Consider the following 23,529-nt stretch of genomic DNA (forward strand, 5'->3'; position numbering starts at 1 on the left):
CAGACGCCGGCCGAGGCATGCCAGACGGCGCCATGGCCGTCGTTTCAGCCCGGAAGTCAACATTCTTTTCCGTCCCGACGTCGTTGCCGAGCGCAAACAGTTCGGGCATTGATGGTGTGGATACCCCTCCTCGGCCGCACCGAGATCGAGCATACTGCTGCCGAGGCTCGGCTTTGACACAGGAGAAGGTATTCATGGAAAGCGCTGCAATTATTGGTATCGATCTGGCTAAAACCGTATTCCAGTTACATGGAGCGGATGTTTCTGGCCGGCCGCTGTTCCGGAAAAAACTGACGAGAGAGCAGTTGCGTGTCTTTCTTGCAAGCCATCCGCCAACAATCGTGGCGATGGAGGCTTGTGGCTCAGCGCATTATTGGGGTCGCGAGATTGGTGCTTTGGGCCACGAGGTCAGGCTAATTCCGCCGATCTATGTAAAGCCCTTTGTAAAAAGACATAAGAACGACGCGGCTGACGCCGAGGCTATCAGTGAGGCCTGCGGTTCGACCGACCATGCGCTTCGTACCGGTTAAAACCACTGAGCAGCAATCAAGAGCCATGGTATTCAAAACGCGTGATCTCCTGGTTCATCAACGTAACCAGATCGTCAACGCCCTGCGCGGCCACCTGATGGAATATGGTGTTACTGTGCCTGCGGGCCTCACTTTCGTACGTAAGCTTGAGCGGGAAATTGAAGACCCCGATACAACATTGCCTTTGCTCGTCGTGGAGCTCGCACGCCTTCTCATCGACCAGCTTCAAAGCTGTAATGCAAAGATCGCCATTGTCGAGCGTCAAATGAAGGAGGAAGCGAAGCGAGACCCGGAAGCAATGCGTCTGCAAACTGCTCCGGGTATTGGCCCAGTGAGTGCCATGGCCATAAAAGCATTTGGACCGGATATGAACAGCTTTCGCCGCGGGCGTGATTTTGCAGCCTGGCTGGGACTTGTGCCGCTCCAGAAATCGACAGGCGGACGCCAGAAACTGGGTCGAACATCGAAAATGGGACAGCGGGATATCAGGCGGCTGTTGATCATTGGTGCGATGACCCGCATCCGATGGGCGATCAAAAATGGAGCGCCCAACGGATCGTGGCTTCAGCACATGCTGGAGCGCAAGCCACGATTGCTCGTTGCCATTGCACTTGCGAATAAGACAGCGCGGGCGATCTGGGCAATGATGACAAGAGGTGAAGAATATCGGGGTGTGCCTATCTCGGCCTAGTGCCGAAACAGGCACCCTCGATGGTGTGAGGAGGACGTTGGAAAGTAAGGACAAACAGATCGGCAAGATCGAGGTCAGGAAAACCAGGCATTCCCAGAGGGCTTCGCGCCCGCGCCATTGATTTGGACCTGACCTTCGCATCGCCATACCGGCCCGCGGCATGAGATGGTCGCTTGAACAGAGGCCTGACACATGACCGCACCCGATCTCACGTTCGAACGATCCAAAAAAGTCCTTGCATCGCCCGGGGTATCCACACATGGGAATGTGACCTCATGCAGTTTGGCAAGAAGTTCGGAAAGGCCAACGTGACGTCGCTGGTTGAACGCGTCAGCCGGTTTGCTGTATTCCTGCGCAACAACGACCGGCAGTCAAAACCTGTTATGGATGGGCTGATCCAGGCGCTGCAATCCCTGCCCCATCTCGCCCGCCGTTCGATCACCTTCGATCGTGGCACCGAGTTCACCGATTGGCCTTACCTGCAGGCAGGCATCGGAACGCAAACATGGTTCTGTGATCCGCAGTCGCCCTGGCAAAAAGGCACCGTCGAAAACACCAACAGACGGGCCAGGAAATGGCTGTCGAGAGAGGTTGATCCTCTGTCTCTCAGCGACCGTGATCTAACGGAAATCTGCAACAGACTGAATGCAACACCACGCAAATGCCTTGGCTATAAAACGCCAGCAGAAGTCTTCCGGCAAAAACTGCTCGCACAGACACGGCGGGCAGGCTAGCTTTCAGATATCGCAAGTCGCGCTTCAGATGGAATCTACAGCCACGTTTCGACGGTGGCTGCTGGTGCATTCGCTGTTTTGTTTGTAGGGGCATTTTCCTTTTTATTTGGGGCTGAGATCGCTAAGTCAAAAAAACAAATGTCCGCCTATGAAGCCCATATCGATCGGGGTTTTCCCGCTTGGCTGGATGCACAAGCGATCAGGGCGCGAGCAGCAACGTTGAAACCGTCGGTTCCTGTGTGAAACTAACTGTGCCTTGCATCGACCGCTAGCCTTCACCGCTTTCTGTGGTAATTTGCAGCTGTTCGCCTACTCTTGTTGGGGAACGAGATCGTCCGGTGAATTTCTGATCGCGGTAGTTGTCGTACTAGCGGTTTTCAGTCCAGGCACATGCGTGGCGAGCGACAACGCCGGCTCAGTCGCTGAGACGGTGTTCGCTCCTCGAGTTCGGGAATGAATGATGAATGCAAATGGTCGTCTAGTCTTTGTAGCCTTGCTTGCCCTGGCGGTAGAGGGATGTGTGTCGAATACTGGAATCAAGCCGAATGTCGTGACCTACAACAATCAAGGCTCGATGGCAGTCGGCGCTCCCTCACCCACTTCGTCACTTCAACAGAAGGAAGGGCAATACTTCATTGAGTTCCGCTCCCGCTATGCCCTCACCTACGGCCACACTTTCGTGATTTTTGGCCGTCTGGACGAGGCGGGCCAAATGATCGATCCCGAAGTCTCCGGCCTTGCCCCGGCTACAGATAGTGTCGTTCCCTACATTCTTGGTCATTACATACCCGTGCCGGCTGAGACCGGGGAAAGCGACGGTGATCTGGACGACAGGTACAGGTCGGCGAGCTGGCGGGTCATGTTGAGCGAAGCCGAATACAATAAAGTCGTTGCCTACATACGCAAACTGAAGGCCAGTTCGCACTTTTGGCAAGCGACCACGTATAACTGCAATGCCTTCGTGGGCGACATTGCGCGGTCCATGGGCTATAAAGTGCCCGGCCACTTGCTGCGTCCGCAGCAGTACATAACCAAGCTTCGGGAGATGAATGGGGGGCCGAATGCGATTGGTTACACCGGGCCTGAGGGTTGAGAAGAGCGGTATCTGAGCACGCCACAAGCGCAAGGTCGAATTGTTTCGACGGGTCGCTTGGTGGGGGTGTGCAGACTCCCTTGGATCCCACCTCAACATTCTCTCCACGCTCGTGATCCAATACGTGTGACACGTCCGGTGATCGTGCTCATGGATCGCTTATTGGCGGCCAACCGACAAGGGGCCAGCGGCAGGCGGCAAGAACACTTTGCTCCAGCCGCTATCGCTTCGGTTGTCGAATAGAACTATCCTGTTTGGCGCTCCGCGGCGAACGCTACAGTCTAGCTGGGTCTGGACGGTCTGGATGACGAAATGTGGGCGGACAAAGTCGTCACTTTAGAACGCCGGTTAGGCTGGGTTGCGTCGAGAAAACCTCAGAGCTGCGAACCGATAGGGAGAATCGCATAAAATCCCGCAACGAATTGATCCCAGGACGAACCCGTGGGCTCATGATAGTAGATCCGCTGCGTCCCGTCCGGCCCGGTCTCCGTCCACGAGATCCGCTTGTCCTTGTCCAGCCGTACGGCATAGGTTTCTTCTCTTAAAACGCCTCTTAGGGCATTCGACGTCTTCCTGGTAAATTCAGGCGAGTCAACCAGAATGCCCATCTCCGTATTGATATTCACCGACCGGGGGTCCCAGTTGAACGAGCCGACGAACAGGTAACGATCGTCGATGGTAAATGCCTTGGCATGCAGACCCGATCGCGATTCCCCCCAATTGACGCCGCGCCGCGCTTCTTGATCTGCGTCAGGCCGAAGTTCGTAGAGGTGGACTCCACCTTCCAGAAGGGCCCGCCGGTCCTTTGCATAATGCGCATAGACGGGTTTCACGTCGGTCGATGCCAGCGAATTGGTTACAACCAAAACCTCGACGCCCCGCGCCTCAAGTTCCCCCAACCACTCTGTGCCGCGTTTGCGTGGCACGAAATATGCAGAAACGATCTCAACCTTTGATGTCGCACGGGCGAAATACTTTGCCAGTTGAGAGGCAAGAACCGCTTCCTTGTTGTCTTCACCGGCCGCTTTTGAAGGGGGGTCCGAGTACATTTTGGCGCGAACCCACGCGAGCTTCAGCGTCGATGGCGTTAAGTTCTGCTTCGCAGCCGCACGCACGACGCTGGCATATTCCGTCTCCCGGGCTTTCCCGATGATCTCGTCGAGGCGATCGCGCGCCTGGTCCAGACTAAACCCCTTCGGTTTGCCGACGACGGCGCGCGCAGGCACTGCAAACTTGCTGTTCCAGTACTCATCAAAGTTTGTCGAGACTTCGTCGACAACGGGTCCAGCAACCAGCAGATCAAGATCCGAATAGTTCAATTCCCTCTTGGCCAGGAAATACTCATCGCCGATATTGCGGCCACCGACGATCGACATGGCGTTGTCGGCGGTCATCGACTTGTTGTGCATCCGGCGGTTGATCCGCTTGAAGTCGGTGAGTCCGGCCGCGACAAGGCTCTGATCCCGCCAGAACGGGTTAAAGAGCCGGATTTCGATGTTTTTATGCGAGTCCAGAGCCGCAGTCACGGCATCATAGCTCTTAGTGTCCATGTCATCGAGCAATAGCCGCACCCGCACACCCCGATCCGCGGCTTGCAGCAAGCTCCACGCAAAGATTTTTCCGGTAGGATCATTGTGCACAAGGTAATACTGCGCATCGATCGTTTTTTCGGCGGCCGCTGCAAGCGCCAAGCGCGCCGCCAGAGCTTCTTCTCCGTTGCCGATCAGCCTGACCCCGGAGCGACCGTCCTTTGGATCGCCAAGCCTTTGGACAAGTTGTGTCAGCCGCGTGCTTGTCGGCTGCGCGGGCGAATATGACGGTGTTTGCTCGAATGTTCGCACGGTGTGCGAACATGCGGAGAGAAGAAACAAAGAGAGCCCCGCGGCCAAGACAAATGGTTTCATACTACGCCCCCTCCAGAACGCACCACGCCAACGTCTCTTAGCGGCTCGCAAAGCTGGACTTTGGCTGTGTCGCGCACTTTGCCGCTAGTAAAGATCGCAAGCAAGACGACAAAGGCCGGAAAATTAACTGCCAACGTAGGGTAAGACCCGATCGGAGGTACGCCCCTATCGGCGCACAATCACATCGTCGGACCGTGACGCCCATCGCCGCGGTTGACGAACCCCGTACCCGCCGTTGCTTTGAACCCAGTGGCGTTTTTTTGCCAAACAAGGTCCGATAATCAATATTTAATGGCTCGGCCTGTTTTGCGTGCGTCCTGCTTGGTATGCCGCTTATCCTGACGGCATGCAGCGTTGCTTTTCTGGTTGGCGGCGCGGCAATCCTGCTTTGTTTGTCGTGCTTCTGGGCGCGCCTGCTGGCGGGTGTCACGCGCCTGCTGACGTTGCTGGCCCTGCTCCGTCGCCCACGATATTGCAGGTAAACTGGCAAGAGATATCGCGATTATCGATGCGATGAACAAAGGCTTTAAATAAGGCATTTTAGTATCCTCCCTTAAAGGGGTTGGGGCGAGCCCGCTGGGGCGGTGTCCATCGTGCTGAACACGATAAAACGTGTACGCTCAGCTTTAAGACTAGGTTTTCCAAAAGCCCCGCTGCCGCGAGGTCTGCTGACAGCGGGCTTATTTGGGGCAATCATGGAAAAGAATTGGACGCCTTTTCCATGATTGCACAATACGCCCAGTATTCAGGATGACCAAGCGATAACAGCTTCGGCACCGCGTGCAGGTGGGCGTGGCAGGGCCCTCGCGCGTCACCGGCCGGGGGGCCGAAGCTGTGCTTCTTGTCCCAGTGGCACGCGCCCGACAAGTGCGGAACGCGAACGTCCAGCCCTCGGGCATCCCCCACCCATGCCGATCTGGTAGAAGCGCCCAGCGGCCGCACTACGGGCCGCCTGCAGGTCGTCTGTGCCTAGTAGTCTCACTTCATAAACTCCCGTGACAGGCGGCAAAGATGCCGATGGCGATGATCAGCATGACGATCCGAAAAACCGGGCCCATCGGGTGCGCTGGAGGACGTGTCGTCGCCTCCTCCGTCACCCGGGGCTCGCCGTCGCGGATGGCCTTGTTGCGGACACTCAGCGCGATCAGGCCGAACAGCGGGTTGATAATGGTCCAGACGACGACCGCGCCGACGCTCAGGGGCTTGCGGGGCTCAGAGGTGGTCATGTGGATCACCTCCGGCTCGATGCCGGTCGCCTGCTTCACGCGGCGCTGGTGGCCTTCGGCGGCGATCCGCGCCTTGAAGCCCCAAACGGAGGCCTTGAAGCCCGCCGCGTTCAGCTGCTCGATCAGCGCCCTGCGCGCCGGGTCCTTGAACGTTGGTCTTGATTGCGCAGCCCCTGAAGCGCAGGTCAGATTGGATGGCTCGGGTCATTTCGTCTCCTTGAAGATTGATGGTGGGGCCGCAGCCCCCGGGTTGGTCACTCGGTGCGCTTGGCCCCGTAGGCGTCGCGGGTGGCTTCGGTGTGAAGAAGTTTTCGCGCTGGCAGCACCCCAGCGCTTGCCGTCCTTCATCTGTTGGATGTGGGCACGTAAGACAGTCGATCCCTGTCTCGACTTTAACTACTGGCAGATAGCGCCGCGGCCTACCATAAGCACCGTGATGATCGTTTCGTGCTCGCATCACCTGTTCGAAATGAAATAGAGATATCGATTGCCCCGTTCCTCAACTGGAAAGGTTGTAGCTACGGCCAAATCTGCAAGTGGGTTGGCATCAAAGCGCAAAGCATTGGCTTTAATCGACAAACGTTGGGTGCCTCTAGCTGACAGAAACCAATTTGTGCCGCCAGGCAGTGACTGAGGCAACCAATCTTTGCTTGAACTCGCGCCAATGCTCCAACGGGCATTTGCCCGTCCAGCGACGGCAGGCATGGCTGAACGAAAAGCGCACGCCATTGCGGGCAGTTGATGGACATGGTCGCCGCAAGATATCGCCGCGGTCCCTGGCCTGAAAAGACCCAGGTGTGGCTATCGGGGCACTACCCATATGTTTCGCGATCCAAACGCCTAGCGCTTAACACTATCTGTGTTAGCCTCGAGTCGTTGGCCTACTACAACTTGATGAAAAGGATCTTCGAATGAACAGAGTTCTGATCACCGTCGTTGCCGTACTAACAGTGATAAGTTTAAGCGCCTGCGGATCAATCGGCAAAGGAAAAGCTCCTCCGCCAATGGCGGAACCGGCAGCAGCACCAGTCTATAAATAAAGGCTGCTGTTTCTGTGCTGTGGGAAGGTGATTCACCTTCCCATTTCCATCGATTGCAAGACACCGGCACTCTACGTGGTATCCGGTAGTAAATATCTAGCGCCGGTTGAGCACTGCGACACCTCATAGGGTTCCGCTCCCTCTGCCCGGTCAGACTCTGGTGCTTGGTGGACATGTGGATTTTGAAGTCAGGGAGATATCTCTTGTAAGCGAACGCCTTTGGCGGAGCTCGCCGCCCCATTTGTTTTTTAGACAGGCCGACCTCTTCGGCGTATGGTGTTTAAGCTGCATGTCAGGGGATTTGAATGCACATTGCTGCAATCAGGGACTTGGCCGCCAAGGTAAGCATCCTGCTCGTCTTGAGCATCGCTTTGTTGTGGGCATCTTTCACAACTTCGCAAGCGCAGAAGGCATTTGCGCCGCCTCCGCCCGGCAAGATTGAGGAACTGATCAAACTCCTGGATGATCCGGAAATCAAAGCCTGGATTACCACGAAGAATAACCCGCCGCCCGCCGCAGAAGTACCCGACACGCCAACAGCGACCAACTTTATGGTTTGGTCAAACGCCATTCGGGCGCATCTGCGCGGTATCGTACAAGCCATTCCAGCCGTGCCAGCCGAGTTTTCCCAAGCACGCTCCACGATCATGACCGAAATCAACGGTCGACGTCCGGGGGCGATCCTAGTGCTTTTTGCTGCGTTTGCCGGACTCGGCTTCGGGGCCGAATTTGCGTTCCGGCGGATTCTCGGCCGGGGAAGACGACCAATGGCGGAGTCGCCTGAGATTGAGGGTTCGCACGCGCGTCACCGTGTCATCGGTCGTTCGATTTTCACGGCCATTGCACCTTTGGTGGTCTTTGCCTTTGTCAGTGTTGGTGTCTTCCACGCCCTCACATGGCCGCCGCTCCTGGCCATGCTTGTCCTTCCCATGCTTGTCGCCCTCATCGCATGGCGTGTCATCATGCAAATGACAGCCATACTTCTTGGAACTGACCGCAGTCGAGTGAATGACAGCGGCGAAGTCCTCGCGCGCCTCATCCCCATGGACGACACGGGGGCGGCGTTCTGGTATCGCCGCGTTGCCTTCTTTGCAGGAATATTCTTCACAGGTTGGACCGTAGCCGCCATGATGACGGCGCTCAATTTTACCCCCAACGTCAAGAGCCTGATCCTCTATATATTCGGCGTTGGGCTGCTGGCGGTTGCCTTGGAAACCGTCTGGAACCGTCCGAAAGCCCCCATCGCTTCCCGTGTCTACCGCGTCAAGGAGTGGCTGCTCACATGTTATCTTTGCCTGCTCTGGCTGTTGTGGGTCGCGGGCACGGGCGGGGCATTGTGGGTCGGCATCTATGTGCTCATCCTGCCGCCGATTTTGAGGACGACAAGCACGATCGTGAAGTCGTTCTTCTCCGGTCCTGACGATACGACGGTCAAGCCCGGGAATCCGGTCTTGGAAGTGCTCATCGAGCGGACCGCGAGGGTGGTCATTATCGCGCTCGCCGCAGCTTGGCTCGCTGCTGTCGTTCGTTTCCGGGCAATCGGATTGATGGAGGACGAGGCTGCCAGCCGTATGATCCGCGGCGTACTGGGAGGCGTAGTCATTTTGCTTGCAGCGGATCTCATCTGGCATATGGTGAAGGGCTTCATCAATCAGCGCATCGAACGTGCGCGAATCGAAGGCGGCGATGAAGCAGCACTGGCCCGCAGCGGACGGCTCATGACACTGCTGCCGATCCTGCGCAATTTCCTCGCCGTGGCGATCGCCGCCATTGCAGTCATGATGGTTCTGTCGGGGCTTGGCGTGGCAATCGGCCCATTGATCGCGGGTGCGGGCATTTTCGGCGTCGCCATCGGCTTCGGTTCGCAATCGCTGGTCAAGGACATAATCAGCGGCATTTTCTACATGACCGATGATGCATTTCGGGTCGGAGAATATATTCAGAGCGGTAGCTACATGGGGACCGTTGAATCCTTCGGCATCCGCTCGGTCAAACTGCGCCACCATCGCGGTCCGATCTTCACCATTCCGTTCGGCACGCTGGGCGCGGTGCAGAATATGAGCCGGGATTGGGTCATCGACAAGTTCTTCATTTCGGTCAACTTCGACGTCGACCTCGTCAAGATCAAAAAATTGGTGAAGGGTGTCGGTGCGGAATTGCTAGAGGATGAGGAACTCGGCCCCTATATCATCGAAACGGTGAAGATGAAGGGCGTCGAGGCCTTTAGCGACTATGGCATCAAACTGAGCTTCGCCGTGATGACTAAGCCTGGCCACCAGTCCGCCATCCGGCGTCGCGCCTACGCGATGATCCGCGAAGCATTTGCGTTGAACGGCATCGGCTTTGCTTCCCCGACCGTGCAGGTCGCAGGCGGCGAGGATCACGCGGCAGGTGCCGTAGCGGCTGCATCCGATACCATCACACGCAAGAAGGCTGCTGAGGCCAAACTGAAATTGGTGGAAGGCGAAAGCTGAGCCAACGAGGGAGATCGTGTGCGAGGTGTTGCTGAAGACGAAGCTTCTGAACCTGGAACGTTTTCAGCCAACGGGGACATCAACAGGGTCTGGGAGGATCGAAAAATGAGCGTGTTCGTGGCCGAGATTTTAGGACGAGGAATAGTCGCTTTCGACGCGGCGACCGAAGACGATGCCAAGGCGCTTCTGTCGGACGAGGCGCTACGGCGGGATCTGCATGTGTTCCAAAACCAGGGCCGTTGCCTCTGGGACGGTTTCGCGGAAATCAATTTGCGTAAGGCGCTGCCGAAGGAAACCGAAATCTGGCAGGCCAGCCGCGCGAGGGCTGGCCAGTCGGGCGAGTTTGATGGTCACGAGGACTGGCGTATCTTCCTGCTTCCGGTTGTCGACCCTTCGAGATTCGATGATGACGACGATGATGACCGGGATGACGGCGACTAAGAGTTCAGGCGCTTACAACGGGGCGAAGCCGGCCTTGCTCAGGCCAGCGCCAAGCTGGTCAATGAGCGCGGACGTATATTGGCGCGCGGTCATATTGGAGCGAAACGTCGTCCAGAACTGATCGCGCCGTTGCTTCAGACGGCTGGCAGCCTCACGGGAGGCCGTCGCATTTCCTAGTTGTCCCGCCGCGGCGAGACGCAACCATTGCCCAAGGTTGGGTTGGCCAGCTCACGGCATAGTTCGATTGCGTTTATCACCCCGTGCGCGCCGGCGAAGCGGATTGCCAGGCGCGTGACAAGACTACGGCGGATTTCGACTTCGGGCCTCTGGTCGAGGACAATCTGCTCGATGCCCGACCGCAACGATTCTCCCGTCACAGGATTGACTATTTGCCACCAGACCGAGCGGGCGGCATCGCCGTCAGCTTCACTGTGGTCTTGGTCCTATGATCCTGATGAAATGAACCAACTGAAAATATTGAAAACTATCCGGAAGCGCAGCGCGCCCGCGCATTGGCATCGGCAAAATTGCAGGTTGCGCTGCGGCTGGCAGCGCAATTTACGTCGGGCTATTTCCTCGGTAAAGATTGCGTAGTTTCCCGGCGAGCTTAGGTGGGAAGCCCGATTGTGGCCGAAAGCGGCGGCATCCAATGATGCGATTGCCGTGGCGGCGGTTGATCCATCCTCCTCAGTGTCTTTGTGATATGTTTCGGCCATGAAAGAATCGCGCAAGGCACAGATCATACTTCGGGCGACGTTCTACAACGGCTTGGCCATTACCCTGTTCGCTGTCGCCGGACTCGGTTCTTATTTCTTTTTTGCCAGGTTCAGTCACGATCGATTATGGGGCCTTGTCATCCTAGCCTCGGCGCTGCTCGTCAGCATTGTTCTGCATCAAATAGGCTACCGGCATCTGCGCAGGCTGGACGAGGATTAGATGGGCGGGACTTCCGGCTCAACCCGCTACTTACGCTGGTTGATCGCAATTACTCAATCGCGTTCCTTTGCCCGCGGTGTGGCAGGACAGTGGCTTTGCAGTGCGATGGACAATCGCCATTGTTGGAACTGCTCGTTTATCCAACAGTAACCTTAAGTCGAAATGGCTGTTGATCAGTAGCAACTCGGTTATTGATTGTCCCTTGACGTTTGTCGCAAGCGAACGTCTCGACCCAGCCCTGCAGAGTCCACAAGCCATGCGGGCTGGGTCTTTTCCTTCCCCTTCGAAAAGGAACTATTCCGGCCCGCCTCAGGGGAACTCCTGATTGTCGCCTGCCCCATCGGAGCGTAAATTATCGGGGTACTCTGGTGGAAGTTCCTGAAAAAGCCAGCCATGAAGACCACGGCCTGCTGAACTGGCCATCCTGCCTTCAGCGAAAATGGCAACCCTGTAGGGGAGTTTTAATTATGCCTAAATTAGAGCCTCTAATTACTGCAGCGGTGATTGCAATTTCCTTTTTAAGTTTTTCAGAAATATCATTCGCGGCTCAGCAAGCGCAACAGCGCCAACAAGCGCGTGACGTTCGCCAACAAGCTCGCCCCGAAGCTCGACAAACGAAGCAAGATTGTCGTGCGGCCAACCAGAAGAGCAACGCTGCGTGCCGTCAAGACAAGCAACATACTAAGCAGGACGCTCGTAAGACGGGCCGAAACATAAAGTATTGAGGTGGAGGCTCGGCATTCAGTCGAGCCTTTTTTGATAGCCGGATCACGCATTGGTCTAACAAACCATGGAGACGGGGTAGTCGTTAGCGCAGTTGACGACGACCACCATACAAATTTCAGCAATTAAACAAGGTGCAACGGGCACCCACAAAGGGGAACATTCATGCGAAACTTCCTGACACTCATCGCGGCTACGACGATAACAGTTTCGTCTGCGATAGCAGCTAACGCACAAAGCCAAAATCCCCTCCCTAAGGCGAGCGATGTGCTCGTCCGATATGGGAAGGACATCGACGGCTGGACCATCTATACAAATCAAACTCGCGGAGATTGTTTGATCGTGCGCGACTTTGGCCAAGGATCGGTGCAAATGGGCGTTACCGCAAATCAGGAGGTCGGATATCTCGGCGTGTTCACGAAGGCGGATATCGGCCTTAAGAACGGGAACACGACGGACATCTTCGTCGCTCTCGACCGCAATCTTTACAAGGGTGTCGCTACCAGCACGAGTGGTGAACTCAAAGGCGGACTTTCTGGCGGCTACATCTTGACAGACGACCCGAAGTTCAAGCGAGACGTAGCAAAGAAATATGAAATGACCGTGTTTCCCGAGACCAAGGGGACCTTCGTCGTCGATCTGAAGGGGACTTTCAAGGCAATGGCAGCGGGAAAAAAGTGTCTCAAGCATTGACCGGGCGCTCGTAGCGAGCACTGGCGCAAAAGACCCGCCGTTGGGGTTCAAGCACAACGACGGGTAGGGGTAACCAATCGGGACGGGTATGGACACGATTGGACAATTAATTATGTCGCAAAAGAGGCCTTGCCACAATCGGGACTTTCCCTAGGTAACAAGGTCACTTTGTCAACCCAAGGCCCACCTTCGTGCATTTGATTTTTCCCTGCGACAGGGCAAACCGGCCCAGTCGACTCGAAGGGCTTTAACCATTGGAAACAGCAACCCCGACCGCCGGATCCATTTGGTCCGTACTGCCTCGACAAACATAGCGTAGCAAGCTGCTCACGATGGATGTATGGTCTGTTCTGCAAGAGAACAGCCGAGTCGTTAAACCGCGCATGGGTTCGAAAGGCGATGGATGACCGAGACGTCCAGCCGAGATCGCCATGAAAACATCCCGAAGTCCCGGCACCGCCGGCTCATCAAAATGGACCCGCCTAAATGAACGCGACCATAAATACGTTCGTCCTCGTCTTGGCATCGATCTTTCCGGTGGTCAATCCGCCAGGTTCCGCACTCGTCTTCCTCGGGTTGACCCGTGGTGCAACACCTGAGATCCGCGCTGTCCTTGCGCGCCGGATCGCGTTGAACTCGTTCGTCCTCCTGGTCTGTTCGTTCTTGCTTGGCGCGCTCATCCTCCAGTTTTACGGGATTTCAATTCCCATACTTCGCGTCGCTGGCGGGTTCATTGTCGCTGTCTCAGGTTGGAAACTTCTTAATGAAGGAAGCAAGAAGGAACTGGAAGCGCCGGCAGGCGGAGTTCCGCGCACCAATCTGCTGGATCAGGCCTTCTATCCCCTGACCCTCCCACTCACGACAGGGCCAGGCTCCATGGCCGTGGTGATCAGCATCGGGCTTTCGGAGGCGACGGTTACGGGTCCTGCCGAAAGGCTCATATTCGTCATGGCAAGCGTCGTCGCCATAGCCGTTCTGGCATTGACCATCCTGCTTTGCTTCAGCTATGCGGATCGCAGCCAAAGGATTCTGGGCCCTGGCGGCACCGATATCGCCGTGCGGCTTTCGGCATTCATTCTGTTTTGCCTCGGCTTGCAGATCTTCTGGTCGGGCGGAAGCGAGTTGTTGAGATCCCTTCTCTACGCAGGTTCTCCTCCGCCGCTACCCACGCCGTAGTCGGCAACAGGGCAAGTCGAATTTAGCCGGCTATGACCCCCACGATCACCGTTCCCCAGGTTGTAAGCAGGATATGTCCAATGGGGACCGCTGGTGTATAGCCGAGCACGGCAACCGGACTCCCCGACCGGTCCTGCACAGCTGCCATGCCGGCGGTCATTGTCTGCGCTCCTGCCAGCCCGCCGAGGAGCAGTATGGGGTTCATGCCGAGCAGGTAGCGCCCAACGTAGAGTCCTACGAACATGGGCATCAGGGTAACGACCATGCCGCCGAACAGCAGGCCTACGCCCGCCTCCGCGATGGCTGAGAAGAAGATGGGGCCGGCATGGAGGCCGGTCATTGCCACGAAGGCGGCAAGACCAAGTGCCGTCATCAGCGAGACGGCTCCGTCCGGTATGCGGCCAAAGAGCGGAAAGCGCGTGCGCATATGCCCCACGACGAGCCCCGCCAGCAACGTTCCCACGCTGGTGCTCAAAGAGATTCGCATATCCCCGATAGGAAAGGTGACGAGAACGCCGACAAGCCCTCCAAGGAAGATTGCGAGGCCGAGAACGAAGAAGTCGGTCGAGGCCGTTGGTGTGATAGTGACACCTACCCGCTTGGCGGCGCGCGAGACGACAGCCTCCGGCCCCACCAACCGCAGAACGTCGCCGCGCTGCACCAAGATCCCAGGTGCAAGCGGAAGGTTCTGGCTCCCGCGCGTGATGGCTCGTAGATAGAGGCTGCGGGTCCAGTCTTCCTTGGCCGCGTCCGCGATACTCCGGCCGTCAAGGTCGCGGCTTGTTACAAGGACGTCGGCGACTGACACTGGGATATCCAGGAGTTCGCGATCCTCTACCTCGGCGGCACGCTGACCGAGCAACTCCACCAGGGTCTCTCGCCTGCCGGACACCGCGACCACATCCTCTGGGCTCAAGACGAACTCCGGGCTTGCCTCAATAACTCGCTCGCCGCGTCGCACGCGCTGGATGAACAGCCGGTGCTCCGGAAATTTAGCCTCAGCTGCAGCTACGGATAGTCCTGCGATTGGCGCGCCCTCCGCGATCCGGTAGGCGCGCAACTCGAACCTATGCCAAGCGGACGCGACCCCCGCCGCCGTCCGCGTAATGCCGAGCTCGTGCTCCAGCTTAAGCGCCTCGGCTGCCAGGTCGATGCCAAGCAATTTTGGGCCCAGCACACTGCAGAACAAAATGACGCCAACGGCGCCAAAGACGTAGCAGACCGCGTCGGCCACCGCGACATGTGCGACCAGCCGGGCACGCTCATCCTCCATAAGCGGGAGCGCGTTGATGGCTTCAGTCGCCGTGCCCATCGCCGGACTCTCTGTGAGAGCGCCCGACACGAGTCCCGCAGCAAAGCCCGGATCAAGCCCCAGGGCCTTGGCGATGACGATGGCAGTCAGCAGCCCTGTCACACACACCACCACGGCGAGCAGTACGGGCTTCAACCCGTCTCGTTTGAGGGCCTGCAGGAACTGCGGCCCGACCGAATAGCCAATGCCAAAAAGAAACAGAAGGAACAGCAACGACTTCGCCATGCCGGCAATCGGAACGTGGGCGAATTGACCGATCAAAATACCGGCGAAGAGGGAGCCGGTAACAGGCCCAAGGCCGAAGCCTCTGACCTTCACGCCACCGATCAAGTAGCCGATGCTGATCGCAAGAAACACGGCGAGCTCCGGATACTTGACTAGGAATTGCTCGAACCAAACCATAGCCCATCTCCCCGCGACGACCTTCGCGCTTGAACACGATCAGCTCAGTATCAAGGCGCCGTGGAAAACGCGTTCAACGCTTCGCTTTTGCAGCGATCGCATTCAGGTGGCATTAGTTTGAGGGCCTTGGCTTTCCCGTACCGTGGATTTCCTTCACATCAAGTTTTCGCAGTGGATCGTCTCTTGGGTCAGCACCTTGCCCGACAAAGGTTGCCGCGGCTGCTATCTCAAGGCCGATTGTCCACACCAAGCATGCGAGCCGTCGAGACAAAAAGAAAGTACGTTACAGTAACGACAAGAGGTGAGGCTCCATCATAGGTAGGCCAGGCTGTCTTTTGTTTAAGCTTCCGGTGGAATGCGGCATAGTGTGGCCCTTCAGTGACAGCAATGACAACCCTGTCGTGGTATTTCTTATCGAGGTTGGGGGATGGCTGCGAAATTCATTGAAACTGCAGTACTCGAACCTACTCGAACGTTGGCAAATAGAAGCGCCGATGGGGGACCGCATGGTTGTTCGAACTCTTCTTCTAGCCTCTGCTGGAGCAATTATTGCCGTATCGGCAGCGCATGCTGCGGATGCGGTGGTTGTGGCTGAACCCGAACCGGTCGAGTATGTCCGGGTCTGCGATGCCTATGGCGCGGGCTTCTTCTATATCCCCGGCACGGAAACCTGCCTGAAATTTGGTGGCTATCTGCGTTTTGAAGTGGCTGGTGGCGACAATGTCTACACCGGCAGTCATGTCGGCGGTGAGAACGACACGTGGTACGCCCGCACGCGTGCCGAGCTGCGTTTCGATGCGCGCTCCGAAACCGAACTCGGCACTTTGCGCTCCTACATCGATAGCCGGTTCCAATACACCAATGGCGAAGATGCCGGCGGCATCCTTCATCAGGCCTTCATCGAGCTCGGCGGTTTTCAGATCGGCGTCAATGATGTCATCTTCGGTTCTTGGCTGAACTATGCGGGCAACATCATCAGGGACGACGTCATCCAGTACGGTGCCGACAGCATGTCCAGCAACGCAATCAGCTATACGTACAAGGCCGGTAACGGATTTTCTGCCATCATTGCGGCCGAGCAAGGTTCGGAGACGAATGGTTATGACTATGTCATCGAAGACTATATGCCCCACGTTCTCGCCGGCGTGAAGTATGAACAGTCTTGGGGGAAAATCGCCGGGGTCATTGGTTATGACTCGGTGCAGGAAGACATCGGGGTCAAAGCGCGGTTGGACGTCAATTTTACCGACACGCTATCCGCCTGGATAATGGGCGGCTATCAGTCCGACTACGACGAGGACTCGTTCATCACCAATCAAAATCGCAACTGGTACGGACCATGGGAAGGCGACTGGGCCGCGTGGGGCGGGTTTGCTGCCAAGGTCACCGACAAGGCGACGATCAATGCGCAAGCTGCCTATGAGGAACAAGGGACCTGGGCGCTTGCCCTCAACGTCAATTACGAGCTCGTTCCGGGATTGATGATTAGGCCGGAAGTCAACTACACCAAGTTCGGCGGCGCACGCAAAGAGGAAGCCCTCCTCGACAGTGGAGAGGATGACGCCGTCGGGGGTATTGTGCGCTTCCAACGCAATTTCTAAGTGCAGGGCGTGGATAGGACGCCGGGATGGTGTGTTGCAACCGCCATGTCCTTTCCATCGCCCCTCCGCGTCCCGCGGCGAAAATGGCAAACGCAGACAATAAGGCCTACTGCATCGCGTGCGACAACGACGGATCTTGTTGCTCAACTGGCATAGGCAGCGTTGCTCTCGGTTCACAGCCTCCGCAATTATAAACGCCAGCGGCGCAGCGCCGAGCCACACCGACAATGTCGTCCGGCGTGAGTTGACGCCCGATCTTGGCCTCAGCTGTCGCCACGTGAGCGGATTGAGTGACCCTGCCCCAAGGCCTGAAAATATACGGACAGTTGGATGTGCCGAAGCGGTTTGGTCTTTGCCCACCGATGTTCAGCCCGAGCCTGATTGAGTTGTTCGCTTTCACCGCCTCTTAGCCAACGGCAAGCAGACATTATAGGCGTCGGACGTAACGAGTATCCCGGGATCCCAGTCCATCGCGTTTGGTCGTTTGAAGCGAAGTCAGAAGCTGATTTCTATTCATGTCCAAGCTTCCAGACAATAGACCAAGTAGTCCTCTCCTTGATTCTGCTCGACGCTCAGCCGTCACACCAAGGGGCATTTTGCATTTTGTTGCGATGGCCGGAGCCTTGACCACTCATCGCCAAAGCATCCGTATCGTCCGAAGCAAGCTGTCAAGACAAGATCATCGCGAAGTAGCCAAACACCGTGAGCAGGATCCCTGAAACCGCATAGCCGACGGGGAACCCGATCCAGGGTACATTCGATTGGATTTCAACTGCTGCCTCTCGGCAAGGCCCGCTGTGACTGCGTGCGCCGGCCACAGCGCCCATAAGGATCGCCGGGTTCATTTTGAATATGTGGAACCCGATGGCCCAGACTATGACTGGCGGAACCGAGCATGCAACGAAGCCAACGAGGAAAATCTTGAGCGCGAGCGCCCCCGTCAGCTGGGAAAGGAGCGAGTTGCCGGCATTGATACCAACGATGGCGACAAACACGACAAGGCCAAGATCCTCCAGGATATTGCGCGCTGCCGACGGTGTATTGCCGAAAAAGCGCAAACGGGATGCCAGGGACGACACGATCACGCCCGAGACCAACAGGCCGCCGGCATTGCCCAGTCCAATCGATGCCCCAAACGCCGGGAACTGGATTGCACCAATCAGCAGTCCCAAAATCATGCCGAGCGAAAGTGTCAGAAGGTCGGTCGCGGTGGAAGGCCTTATCACCCGTCCGAACAGTGCTCCGACTTTCGTGACCGCCTCCTTCAGTCCGACCACGGTCACGACGTCCATCCGCTGCAATTTGGTGTCGTTGCCGATGGGGAGCCGCACACCGCCTCGTTCGAGCCCGGTTACCTGCAGCTGATCGACGCCCGGCAGCTCTCGCCACTCACTGCGTGTCCTTTTGACAATTTCTCCGTTGGTGACGAGAATCTCCGCCGTGTCGAGAGGAATGTCTAGAGCAACTTTGTCTGCGACCTCCGGTCCGATCAAGCCCATCTTGTCGGAGAGCGTCTCCCGCCGGCCACCAAGCGCGATGACGTCGCCAAGTTGGAGTGAAAGCGTTCCCGTGAGTTCTTGAGGCGCACCGCCCCGCACCACGTTTACCACACGATACTCCGGATTCTCGTGCAGCAGGTCACGCACTGTGCGCCCTTTCCAGGCCGCGTTCTCGAGCCGATAGGCGCGCAATCCTCCGGTCGTCCACCCGGACAGCATCGGCGCGTCGCCGCTCGCCACCCCGTGCTCCGCCTCGTAGGCGCGTGCTGCGGCACGGGCATCGACGCCCCACCATTTGGGCAGATACTTGGTGATCAATATGATGCCGACCGTTCCCCAGATGTAGGTGATGCCGTAAGAGAGCGCAATCATCGCGCTCGCCTGCTCGGGTGTCGTGCCGGCCGGCAGAGCCATCGCTCCTGAAGTCACGGCTTGTTCGGCCGATCCAATCGCCGCGGACATGGTCTGAGAGCCGGCCAGCATTCCGCCTGCGGTTCCCAACGGTAGATCCAAGATAATTGCGCCGAGCACGACGATCGTCAGTCCCACGATACAACTGACGAACGCCAATACGGTGAATTTGATCCCGTCCCCGCCCAAGCTGTTCATGAACGACGGTCCGACCCGCAGTCCAACGCCGTACATGAACAGGTAGTAAAACATGCTCTTCGTAAAATTGTTCAACTCCAATTTCACGCCATAAATCGATCCGACGACGGCGAGCCCGCAGCCGACGATTATGGCAGCCGCCACCATGCCGAGCCCGTAGCCCATCACGCTCTGCCGTCCTATCCAAACCGCGAGCCCTACGGTCAGGAAGAGCAGCATGAAGGGGTTGGCATTGAGAAACTCGAAGAATGTTTGCATGTCGCTTTCCCCTTTAGCGTTTTGACTTGGCGGAGATGACATCGGGCCTCAACAGCTTCAGCCCGCGCGCTTTCTCGTAGCCGTGAATCTCCTTCACATCGAGTTTGCGCATAAATTCGATGGTCTCTTGTGTGATCACCTGGCCGGGCACCATGATCGGGAAGCCGGGTGGATAAGGAATGACGAAATTGGCGGAGACCATTTCCGGCCCTTCTCGAAGCCGGCGGTCGCATTCGCCTCCGTGCAGGGTCACGTATTCGCAACCCGCAGCGTCGTAGGCACCGTAGAAGGCGGTGCGCATGTCTCCCTCCGGCGTAGACCGTCCCGCGTCCTGACGGAACGCCTCATGGAAGTGACTGAAGTTCGGCAGGTCCGGCACATCGGTCATCAAAGACTTCACGCGGGCTGCAAAAGCGTCCTGCTCTCCGCTGCCTCCGTGGGCCAGGCGCGTCTCGATAGCGTTGCAAATCTCCAGCAGGACGCGGAGCAACTGCGCGATGTCGCTGCGCGTATTGTTGATGTTGGATTGCAAAAGGACCGAATTGCGCGAGGTTTTGTTGAGCTGGATGTCGTATGTATTGGCGAGCAACGCCTTGAACTCGGTTCCGTCGAAACCTGCCGTTCCGCATACCAACGTCATCCGGGTGGGGTCGAGGCAGAACTCGTCTTCGTGCATGCTGCGGACCTGCTCGGCCCACGTCGTGCCTGGAGCCAGGAAATCCACGAACCCGCTGTTGCGGTATTCTGCCGGAACCATGCCATCGGCACCGAGCACCTTGAAATACTTCGAGATCAAGGGATGGGAGTTGATCTCGCGCCGAATGGAGAGCGATATCTCGATCGCGTTCAGCACGAGGCCGTAGCCTTCCAGCTCCATCTGCCGCCGCGCCACGTCCAGACTGCCGATCAGTTGCTGGTTCGGACTGGTCGAGGCATGGGTGAAAACTGCCTCATGGAACTGGGATTCGACTGTGTGGAAGTCGACGTCCTTGACGAGCACCATAGAGCCTTGACGCAGCGCCGACATCGATTTGTGCGTAGAATGGGTCTGATAGACGCGAACCCGCACCTTACGCGGGTCGGGGATCAGCCGCGTCTCCAGCAACTTATCGGCCGAAGGGTCCGAACCAAGCTCGTCCTGTTGCTTCTCGTATGCCTTGATCGAGGCGGGATCGTGTATCCAAGCGCCGATGGCCGACGCTGCGCCCATCGCGGTTCTGGGACGCAATATGGGCGAAAAACGCGCAAAACCGAACCATGCCTCATCCCAGAGGAACACGAGGTCCGGCTTGATGGCGAGGCATTCCTCCATGACGCGGCGCGTGTTGTAGATGTGGCCGTCGAAGGTGCAGTTGGTCAGGTCCACCATCTTGACCCGATCGAGTCTGCCCTCCGCCTTAAGATCCAGAAGCGCTTTTTTTATGCTGGAGAGAGGCACTGCGCCGTACATCGAGTATTCGGTCATCGGAAATGCGTCGACATAGAGCGGTTGCCCGCCCGCAAGCACCAAGCCGTAGTGATGGGATTTATGGCAATTGCGGTCGAGGATGACGATGTCACCCGGGGCCACAATCGCCTGGTGCACCATTTTGTTCGACGTGCTGGTTCCGTTGGTCACAAAGAACGCGTGGTCTGCCCCGAAAGCGCGCGCGGCCATCTCCTGTGAACGTTTGATATTGCCCGTCGGCTCAAGCAGGCTGTCGAGACCGCCAGTTGTCGCACTGCTTTCTGCAAGAAACAGATTGATGCCGTAGAACTCGCCCATATCGCGGATCCAGTCGGACTTGAACACTGACTTGCCACGGGCGATGGGAAGCGCATGGAAGGTGCTGATTGGCCGCCGGGCGTATTTCTTCAAATTGTCGAAGAAAGGGGTTTCGAAGCGCCGCTGAATGCCTTCGAGCACGGATAGATGGAGTTCCAACGGCTCCTCGATGGCATAAAGCACCCGACGTATGGAAGCGGCCCGCGGATCGCCGGCCAAGCTCTCCACCCGGCGATCCGAGAGCAGATAGACGTCGAGTTCCGGCCGCAAGCGCTTCAGCGAATTGGCCAACAGCAGCGACAGATCGGCGTCTTCCCTTCTCGCTTCCTCGGGCACGAGGTTGGCCAGGACACTCCGCAGCACGGGAGCGGGGTGGCGCGAGGTATAGGTGAAGCCCTCGAAAATGGTTACGGCGGCAATATAGGGATTTATGATGGCGGCGCAGATTGCATCCTCGAAACTTTCCACCGCGACCATTTCGTAGATGAACGCGTCCTCCGGCCGGCGCAACTTCCGCATCTCCGCGATTTGATAGACGGCGTGCGTGGTGGCACCGGGTGCGACCATCAGCATCTCGAAATAGGGACGCCTTGCCTCCCTGCCGCCCAGCGTCGGCGGCAGAACGTCGGCGGGCGAGTCGGCAACGTCGTCGGCAGTACCCCACTCGGCTGCGTCATATTTGAAGTCGCGTGTGACAATGGCGGCAGAGACACGCCGCACCATCTCGGTGAAGCCAACAGCATCGCCGCCCTGCAACTTGTCGCGCAGCGCCGCCATCAGTCCGGGGCCGGGAAACGCATGGAACTCCTCGATGGGCCCCAACTCTGCAAAAGCCGCTTCAACCGCCGCCTTGTCGGACCGCCCGCTCGACCACGCCCGCGAAGCGCCCACGATATCACGCCAGCGATCCGCACGTGCTGCCGGCATTGAAAAGAAATGGTCGATTCGGTGTTCGGATGTCTTGGCTTTTATCGTCATCACCTGTCTCCTTGACTCGGGTGTCGATCTCTCGACGTCATCCAGCCGGACACCTTCATGAGGTGTCGCACAGTCGTGTAGCGAAATTCAGATTGCGATCATGGGTTCTGCCTGCGGCAATGGGCAAGTATGTTACTGTATTCAACACCCCCAACGGATGACCGATACTAATGCCAATTGCACGTCTGCAAGTCTCAGGCCCACGTATTCGTGCCGGCGGAGACGATAATACTGGCTGGGTGATGAAGACATGTTTGCGCGGAAAATGGTGAATTTTGCAACGATTTCAGCAGCTAGCCTCGAAGGGATCCGACTGCGGCTCGGCAGATTCTTCTTGTCGTGGACACCGTTTTCGGTCCCACCCCGCCCGATGGGCATTCGCAATTGCCTACATCCCACCCGGCACCTTCGCGAGGGTCTGCAACAACACCAGGCGATGTATAATACATGGTGTTACACTGTCGATTGGCAGAACGTTGCCCACGCTTCAAGGCAACAAGCGGTGAATTTATTTGCGTTTCCAAGGGAGCTCCAGTTCGTTCAGGGTGTGCGGTCAGCGACCTACCCGGAACAACGATTTTGCCCATCCATGATTGCCCATGCGGAATGCACCTTGCTTTTTATGGCGATGCAGGAGGAGCTCGAGGAGCGCCGTATCGAGCTTTGTTGAAACGAAACGCATTCGCGGTAAATTGCAAGGGAGCGGGGGAAGCGCGTCATGCACTTCAGCCCAACGATTGGCGCGCTACCCGGTGTCGTTTTGCCCCCGATTTGATCGCGTAGCGGAACTTAGAAATTGCGTTGGAAGCGAACGATACCCCCGACCGCATCGTCCTCTCCGCTTTCGAGGAGGGCTTCCTCTTTGCGTGCGCCGCCAAACTTGGTGTAGTTGATTTCCGGTCTGATTACGAAACCGGAACGAGCTCGTAATTCACGTTGAGGGCAAGCGCCCAGATCCCTTGTTCCTCATAGGCAGCTTGCGCATTGATGGTCGCCTTGTCGGTGACCTTGGCAGCAAACCCGCCCCACGCGGCCCAGTCGCCTTCCCATGGTCCGTACCAGTTGCGATTTTGATTGGTGATGAACGAGTCCTCGTCGTAGTCGGACTGATAGCCGCCCATTATCCAGGCGGATAGCGTGTCGGTAAAATTGACGTCCAACCGCGCTTTGACCCCGATGTCTTCCTGCACCGAGTCATAACCAATGACCCCGGCGATTTGGCAATCCTCAGGCCGCCACCACCATGCCCCACTCTCGACCCTCCGCCGCCCAGGCTCATTGGGGCTGGCGGGACAACTAAGTCGATGGAAAAAACAATGGGCACTGGCGTGCCGGAATTCCCGTAACATCGGGTATGCTACATGTATTCCGTCTCCAGCTGGCTACGTGGCTGGAAGGTCGTAGGTGGCGATTGTCGAACATGCCCGCACGCAACTGCCCGGAT

General features: G+C 57.4%; 18 protein-coding genes and 3 pseudogenes. 13 read left to right on the forward strand and 8 right to left on the reverse strand.

Annotated features, from left to right (window positions below; genetic code table 11):
• The 4 genes and pseudogenes from PHA01_RS05600 to PHA01_RS05615 all read left to right on the forward strand — a co-directional run.
• Positions 1–109, forward strand: a pseudogene (locus PHA01_RS05600) (IS30 family transposase); the annotation flags it as partial.
• 85 nt (positions 110–194) lie between these two features.
• Positions 195–1,221: pseudogene (locus tag PHA01_RS05605) on the forward strand (IS110 family RNA-guided transposase).
• Positions 1,222–1,481: 260 nt separating this feature from the next.
• Positions 1,482–1,955: pseudogene (locus PHA01_RS05610) on the forward strand (IS30 family transposase); the annotation flags it as partial.
• A 574-nt stretch (positions 1,956–2,529) separates the two neighbouring features.
• A complete protein-coding gene (locus PHA01_RS05615; protein WP_417020926.1) occupies positions 2,530–3,048 on the forward strand; it encodes a hypothetical protein in 519 nt (172 codons plus the stop codon).
• Positions 3,049–3,422: 374 nt separating this feature from the next.
• Here PHA01_RS05615 and PHA01_RS05620 read toward each other — a convergent pair whose 3' ends face one another.
• From PHA01_RS05620 to PHA01_RS05630, 3 genes are all read right to left on the reverse strand, one after another.
• On the reverse strand, positions 3,423–4,952 hold the full coding sequence (locus PHA01_RS05620; RefSeq protein WP_271893947.1) for a phospholipase D family protein: 1,530 nt from the start codon (positions 4,950–4,952) through the stop codon (positions 3,423–3,425).
• Positions 4,953–5,233: 281 nt separating this feature from the next.
• The gene (locus PHA01_RS05625) at positions 5,234–5,491 is read right to left on the reverse strand and encodes a hypothetical protein (RefSeq protein WP_271893948.1); all 258 of its coding nucleotides are present in this window, start codon (positions 5,489–5,491) and stop codon (positions 5,234–5,236) included.
• A 444-nt stretch (positions 5,492–5,935) separates the two neighbouring features.
• Positions 5,936–6,178, reverse strand: coding sequence for a hypothetical protein (locus PHA01_RS05630; protein WP_271893950.1), 243 nt, complete (start codon positions 6,176–6,178; stop codon positions 5,936–5,938).
• Between PHA01_RS05630 and PHA01_RS05635 the strand changes: the two genes are divergently transcribed.
• From PHA01_RS05635 to PHA01_RS05650, 4 genes are all read left to right on the forward strand, one after another.
• Complete coding sequence (locus PHA01_RS05635) at positions 6,179–6,340, forward strand: hypothetical protein (protein WP_271893951.1); 162 nt, start codon at positions 6,179–6,181, stop codon at positions 6,338–6,340.
• A 749-nt stretch (positions 6,341–7,089) separates the two neighbouring features.
• Complete coding sequence (locus PHA01_RS05640; RefSeq protein ID WP_271893952.1) at positions 7,090–7,218, forward strand: ABC transporter; 129 nt, start codon at positions 7,090–7,092, stop codon at positions 7,216–7,218.
• Between the two features lie 305 nt (positions 7,219–7,523).
• On the forward strand, positions 7,524–9,692 hold the full coding sequence (locus PHA01_RS05645; RefSeq protein WP_271893953.1) for a mechanosensitive ion channel family protein: 2,169 nt from the start codon (positions 7,524–7,526) through the stop codon (positions 9,690–9,692).
• Positions 9,693–9,797: 105 nt separating this feature from the next.
• A complete protein-coding gene (locus tag PHA01_RS05650; RefSeq protein ID WP_271893954.1) occupies positions 9,798–10,133 on the forward strand; it encodes a hypothetical protein in 336 nt (111 codons plus the stop codon).
• 173 nt (positions 10,134–10,306) lie between these two features.
• Here the strand turns inward: PHA01_RS05650 and PHA01_RS05655 are convergent, their stop codons facing one another.
• Positions 10,307–10,495 carry a hypothetical protein gene (locus PHA01_RS05655; RefSeq protein WP_271893955.1) on the reverse strand — a complete coding sequence of 63 codons (189 nt, stop codon included), beginning with the start codon at positions 10,493–10,495 and terminating at the stop codon, positions 10,307–10,309.
• 352 nt (positions 10,496–10,847) lie between these two features.
• Here PHA01_RS05655 and PHA01_RS05660 point away from each other — a divergent pair, with 352 nt between their 5' ends.
• The 4 genes from PHA01_RS05660 (at position 10,848) to PHA01_RS05675 (ending at position 13,661) form a co-directional block, all read left to right on the forward strand.
• Positions 10,848–11,069, forward strand: coding sequence for a hypothetical protein (locus tag PHA01_RS05660; protein ID WP_112526712.1), 222 nt, complete (start codon positions 10,848–10,850; stop codon positions 11,067–11,069).
• A 368-nt stretch (positions 11,070–11,437) separates the two neighbouring features.
• Positions 11,438–11,794: a hypothetical protein gene (locus tag PHA01_RS05665; RefSeq protein ID WP_271893956.1), complete on the forward strand. Its 357-nt coding sequence runs from the start codon at positions 11,438–11,440 to the stop codon at positions 11,792–11,794.
• A gap of 163 nt (positions 11,795–11,957) precedes the next feature.
• On the forward strand, positions 11,958–12,485 hold the full coding sequence (locus tag PHA01_RS05670; protein ID WP_271893957.1) for a hypothetical protein: 528 nt from the start codon (positions 11,958–11,960) through the stop codon (positions 12,483–12,485).
• A gap of 486 nt (positions 12,486–12,971) precedes the next feature.
• Positions 12,972–13,661 (forward strand): MarC family protein, encoded by a 690-nt coding sequence (locus tag PHA01_RS05675; protein ID WP_271893958.1) that lies wholly within the window; start codon positions 12,972–12,974, stop codon positions 13,659–13,661.
• Between the two features lie 22 nt (positions 13,662–13,683).
• On the opposite strand, the gene aspT is transcribed toward PHA01_RS05675, so the two are convergent.
• Positions 13,684–15,375 carry an aspartate-alanine antiporter gene (gene aspT / locus PHA01_RS05680; RefSeq protein WP_271893959.1) on the reverse strand — a complete coding sequence of 564 codons (1,692 nt, stop codon included), beginning with the start codon at positions 15,373–15,375 and terminating at the stop codon, positions 13,684–13,686.
• A gap of 506 nt (positions 15,376–15,881) precedes the next feature.
• On the opposite strand from aspT, the gene PHA01_RS05685 reads away from it, so the two are divergent.
• Positions 15,882–16,976 carry a porin gene (locus PHA01_RS05685; RefSeq protein WP_271893960.1) on the forward strand — a complete coding sequence of 365 codons (1,095 nt, stop codon included), beginning with the start codon at positions 15,882–15,884 and terminating at the stop codon, positions 16,974–16,976.
• A gap of 668 nt (positions 16,977–17,644) precedes the next feature.
• Here the strand turns inward: PHA01_RS05685 and PHA01_RS05690 are convergent.
• The 3 genes from PHA01_RS05690 to PHA01_RS05700 all read right to left on the reverse strand — a co-directional run bounded on the left by PHA01_RS05690 (position 17,645) and on the right by PHA01_RS05700 (position 23,275).
• The gene (locus PHA01_RS05690; protein WP_271893961.1) at positions 17,645–19,342 is read right to left on the reverse strand and encodes an aspartate:alanine exchanger family transporter; all 1,698 of its coding nucleotides are present in this window, start codon (positions 19,340–19,342) and stop codon (positions 17,645–17,647) included.
• A gap of 13 nt (positions 19,343–19,355) precedes the next feature.
• Complete coding sequence (locus PHA01_RS05695) at positions 19,356–22,085, reverse strand: aminotransferase class I/II-fold pyridoxal phosphate-dependent enzyme (protein WP_271893962.1); 2,730 nt, start codon at positions 22,083–22,085, stop codon at positions 19,356–19,358.
• A 905-nt stretch (positions 22,086–22,990) separates the two neighbouring features.
• Positions 22,991–23,275, reverse strand: a complete 285-nt coding sequence (locus PHA01_RS05700; protein WP_271893963.1) for a porin — start codon at positions 23,273–23,275, stop codon at positions 22,991–22,993.
• Positions 23,276–23,529 lie beyond the last annotated feature (254 nt).

The sequence above is a fragment of the Candidatus Phyllobacterium onerii genome (assembly GCF_028331445.1).
Lineage (GTDB): Bacteria > Pseudomonadota > Alphaproteobacteria > Rhizobiales > Rhizobiaceae > Phyllobacterium > Phyllobacterium onerii.

Bases quoted from the DNA above. Each gene is read 5' to 3' on its own strand.
- PHA01_RS05615 (WP_417020926.1), top strand. From the start codon at position 2,530: ATGGCAGTCGGCGCTCCCTCACCCACTTCGTCACTTCAACAGAAGGAA.
- PHA01_RS05620 (WP_271893947.1), bottom strand. From the start codon at position 4,952: ATGAAACCATTTGTCTTGGCCGCGGGGCTCTCTTTGTTTCTTCTCTCC.
- PHA01_RS05625 (WP_271893948.1), bottom strand. From the start codon at position 5,491: ATGCCTTATTTAAAGCCTTTGTTCATCGCATCGATAATCGCGATATCT.
- PHA01_RS05630 (WP_271893950.1), bottom strand. From the start codon at position 6,178: ATGACCACCTCTGAGCCCCGCAAGCCCCTGAGCGTCGGCGCGGTCGTC.
- PHA01_RS05640 (WP_271893952.1), top strand. From the start codon at position 7,090: ATGAACAGAGTTCTGATCACCGTCGTTGCCGTACTAACAGTGATAAGT.
- PHA01_RS05645 (WP_271893953.1), top strand. From the start codon at position 7,524: ATGCACATTGCTGCAATCAGGGACTTGGCCGCCAAGGTAAGCATCCTG.
- PHA01_RS05650 (WP_271893954.1), top strand. From the start codon at position 9,798: ATGAGCGTGTTCGTGGCCGAGATTTTAGGACGAGGAATAGTCGCTTTC.
- PHA01_RS05660 (WP_112526712.1), top strand. From the start codon at position 10,848: ATGAAAGAATCGCGCAAGGCACAGATCATACTTCGGGCGACGTTCTAC.
- PHA01_RS05670 (WP_271893957.1), top strand. From the start codon at position 11,958: ATGCGAAACTTCCTGACACTCATCGCGGCTACGACGATAACAGTTTCG.
- PHA01_RS05675 (WP_271893958.1), top strand. From the start codon at position 12,972: ATGAACGCGACCATAAATACGTTCGTCCTCGTCTTGGCATCGATCTTT.
- aspT (WP_271893959.1), bottom strand. From the start codon at position 15,375: ATGGTTTGGTTCGAGCAATTCCTAGTCAAGTATCCGGAGCTCGCCGTG.
- PHA01_RS05685 (WP_271893960.1), top strand. From the start codon at position 15,882: ATGGTTGTTCGAACTCTTCTTCTAGCCTCTGCTGGAGCAATTATTGCC.
- PHA01_RS05690 (WP_271893961.1), bottom strand. From the start codon at position 19,342: ATGCAAACATTCTTCGAGTTTCTCAATGCCAACCCCTTCATGCTGCTC.
- PHA01_RS05695 (WP_271893962.1), bottom strand. From the start codon at position 22,085: ATGACGATAAAAGCCAAGACATCCGAACACCGAATCGACCATTTCTTT.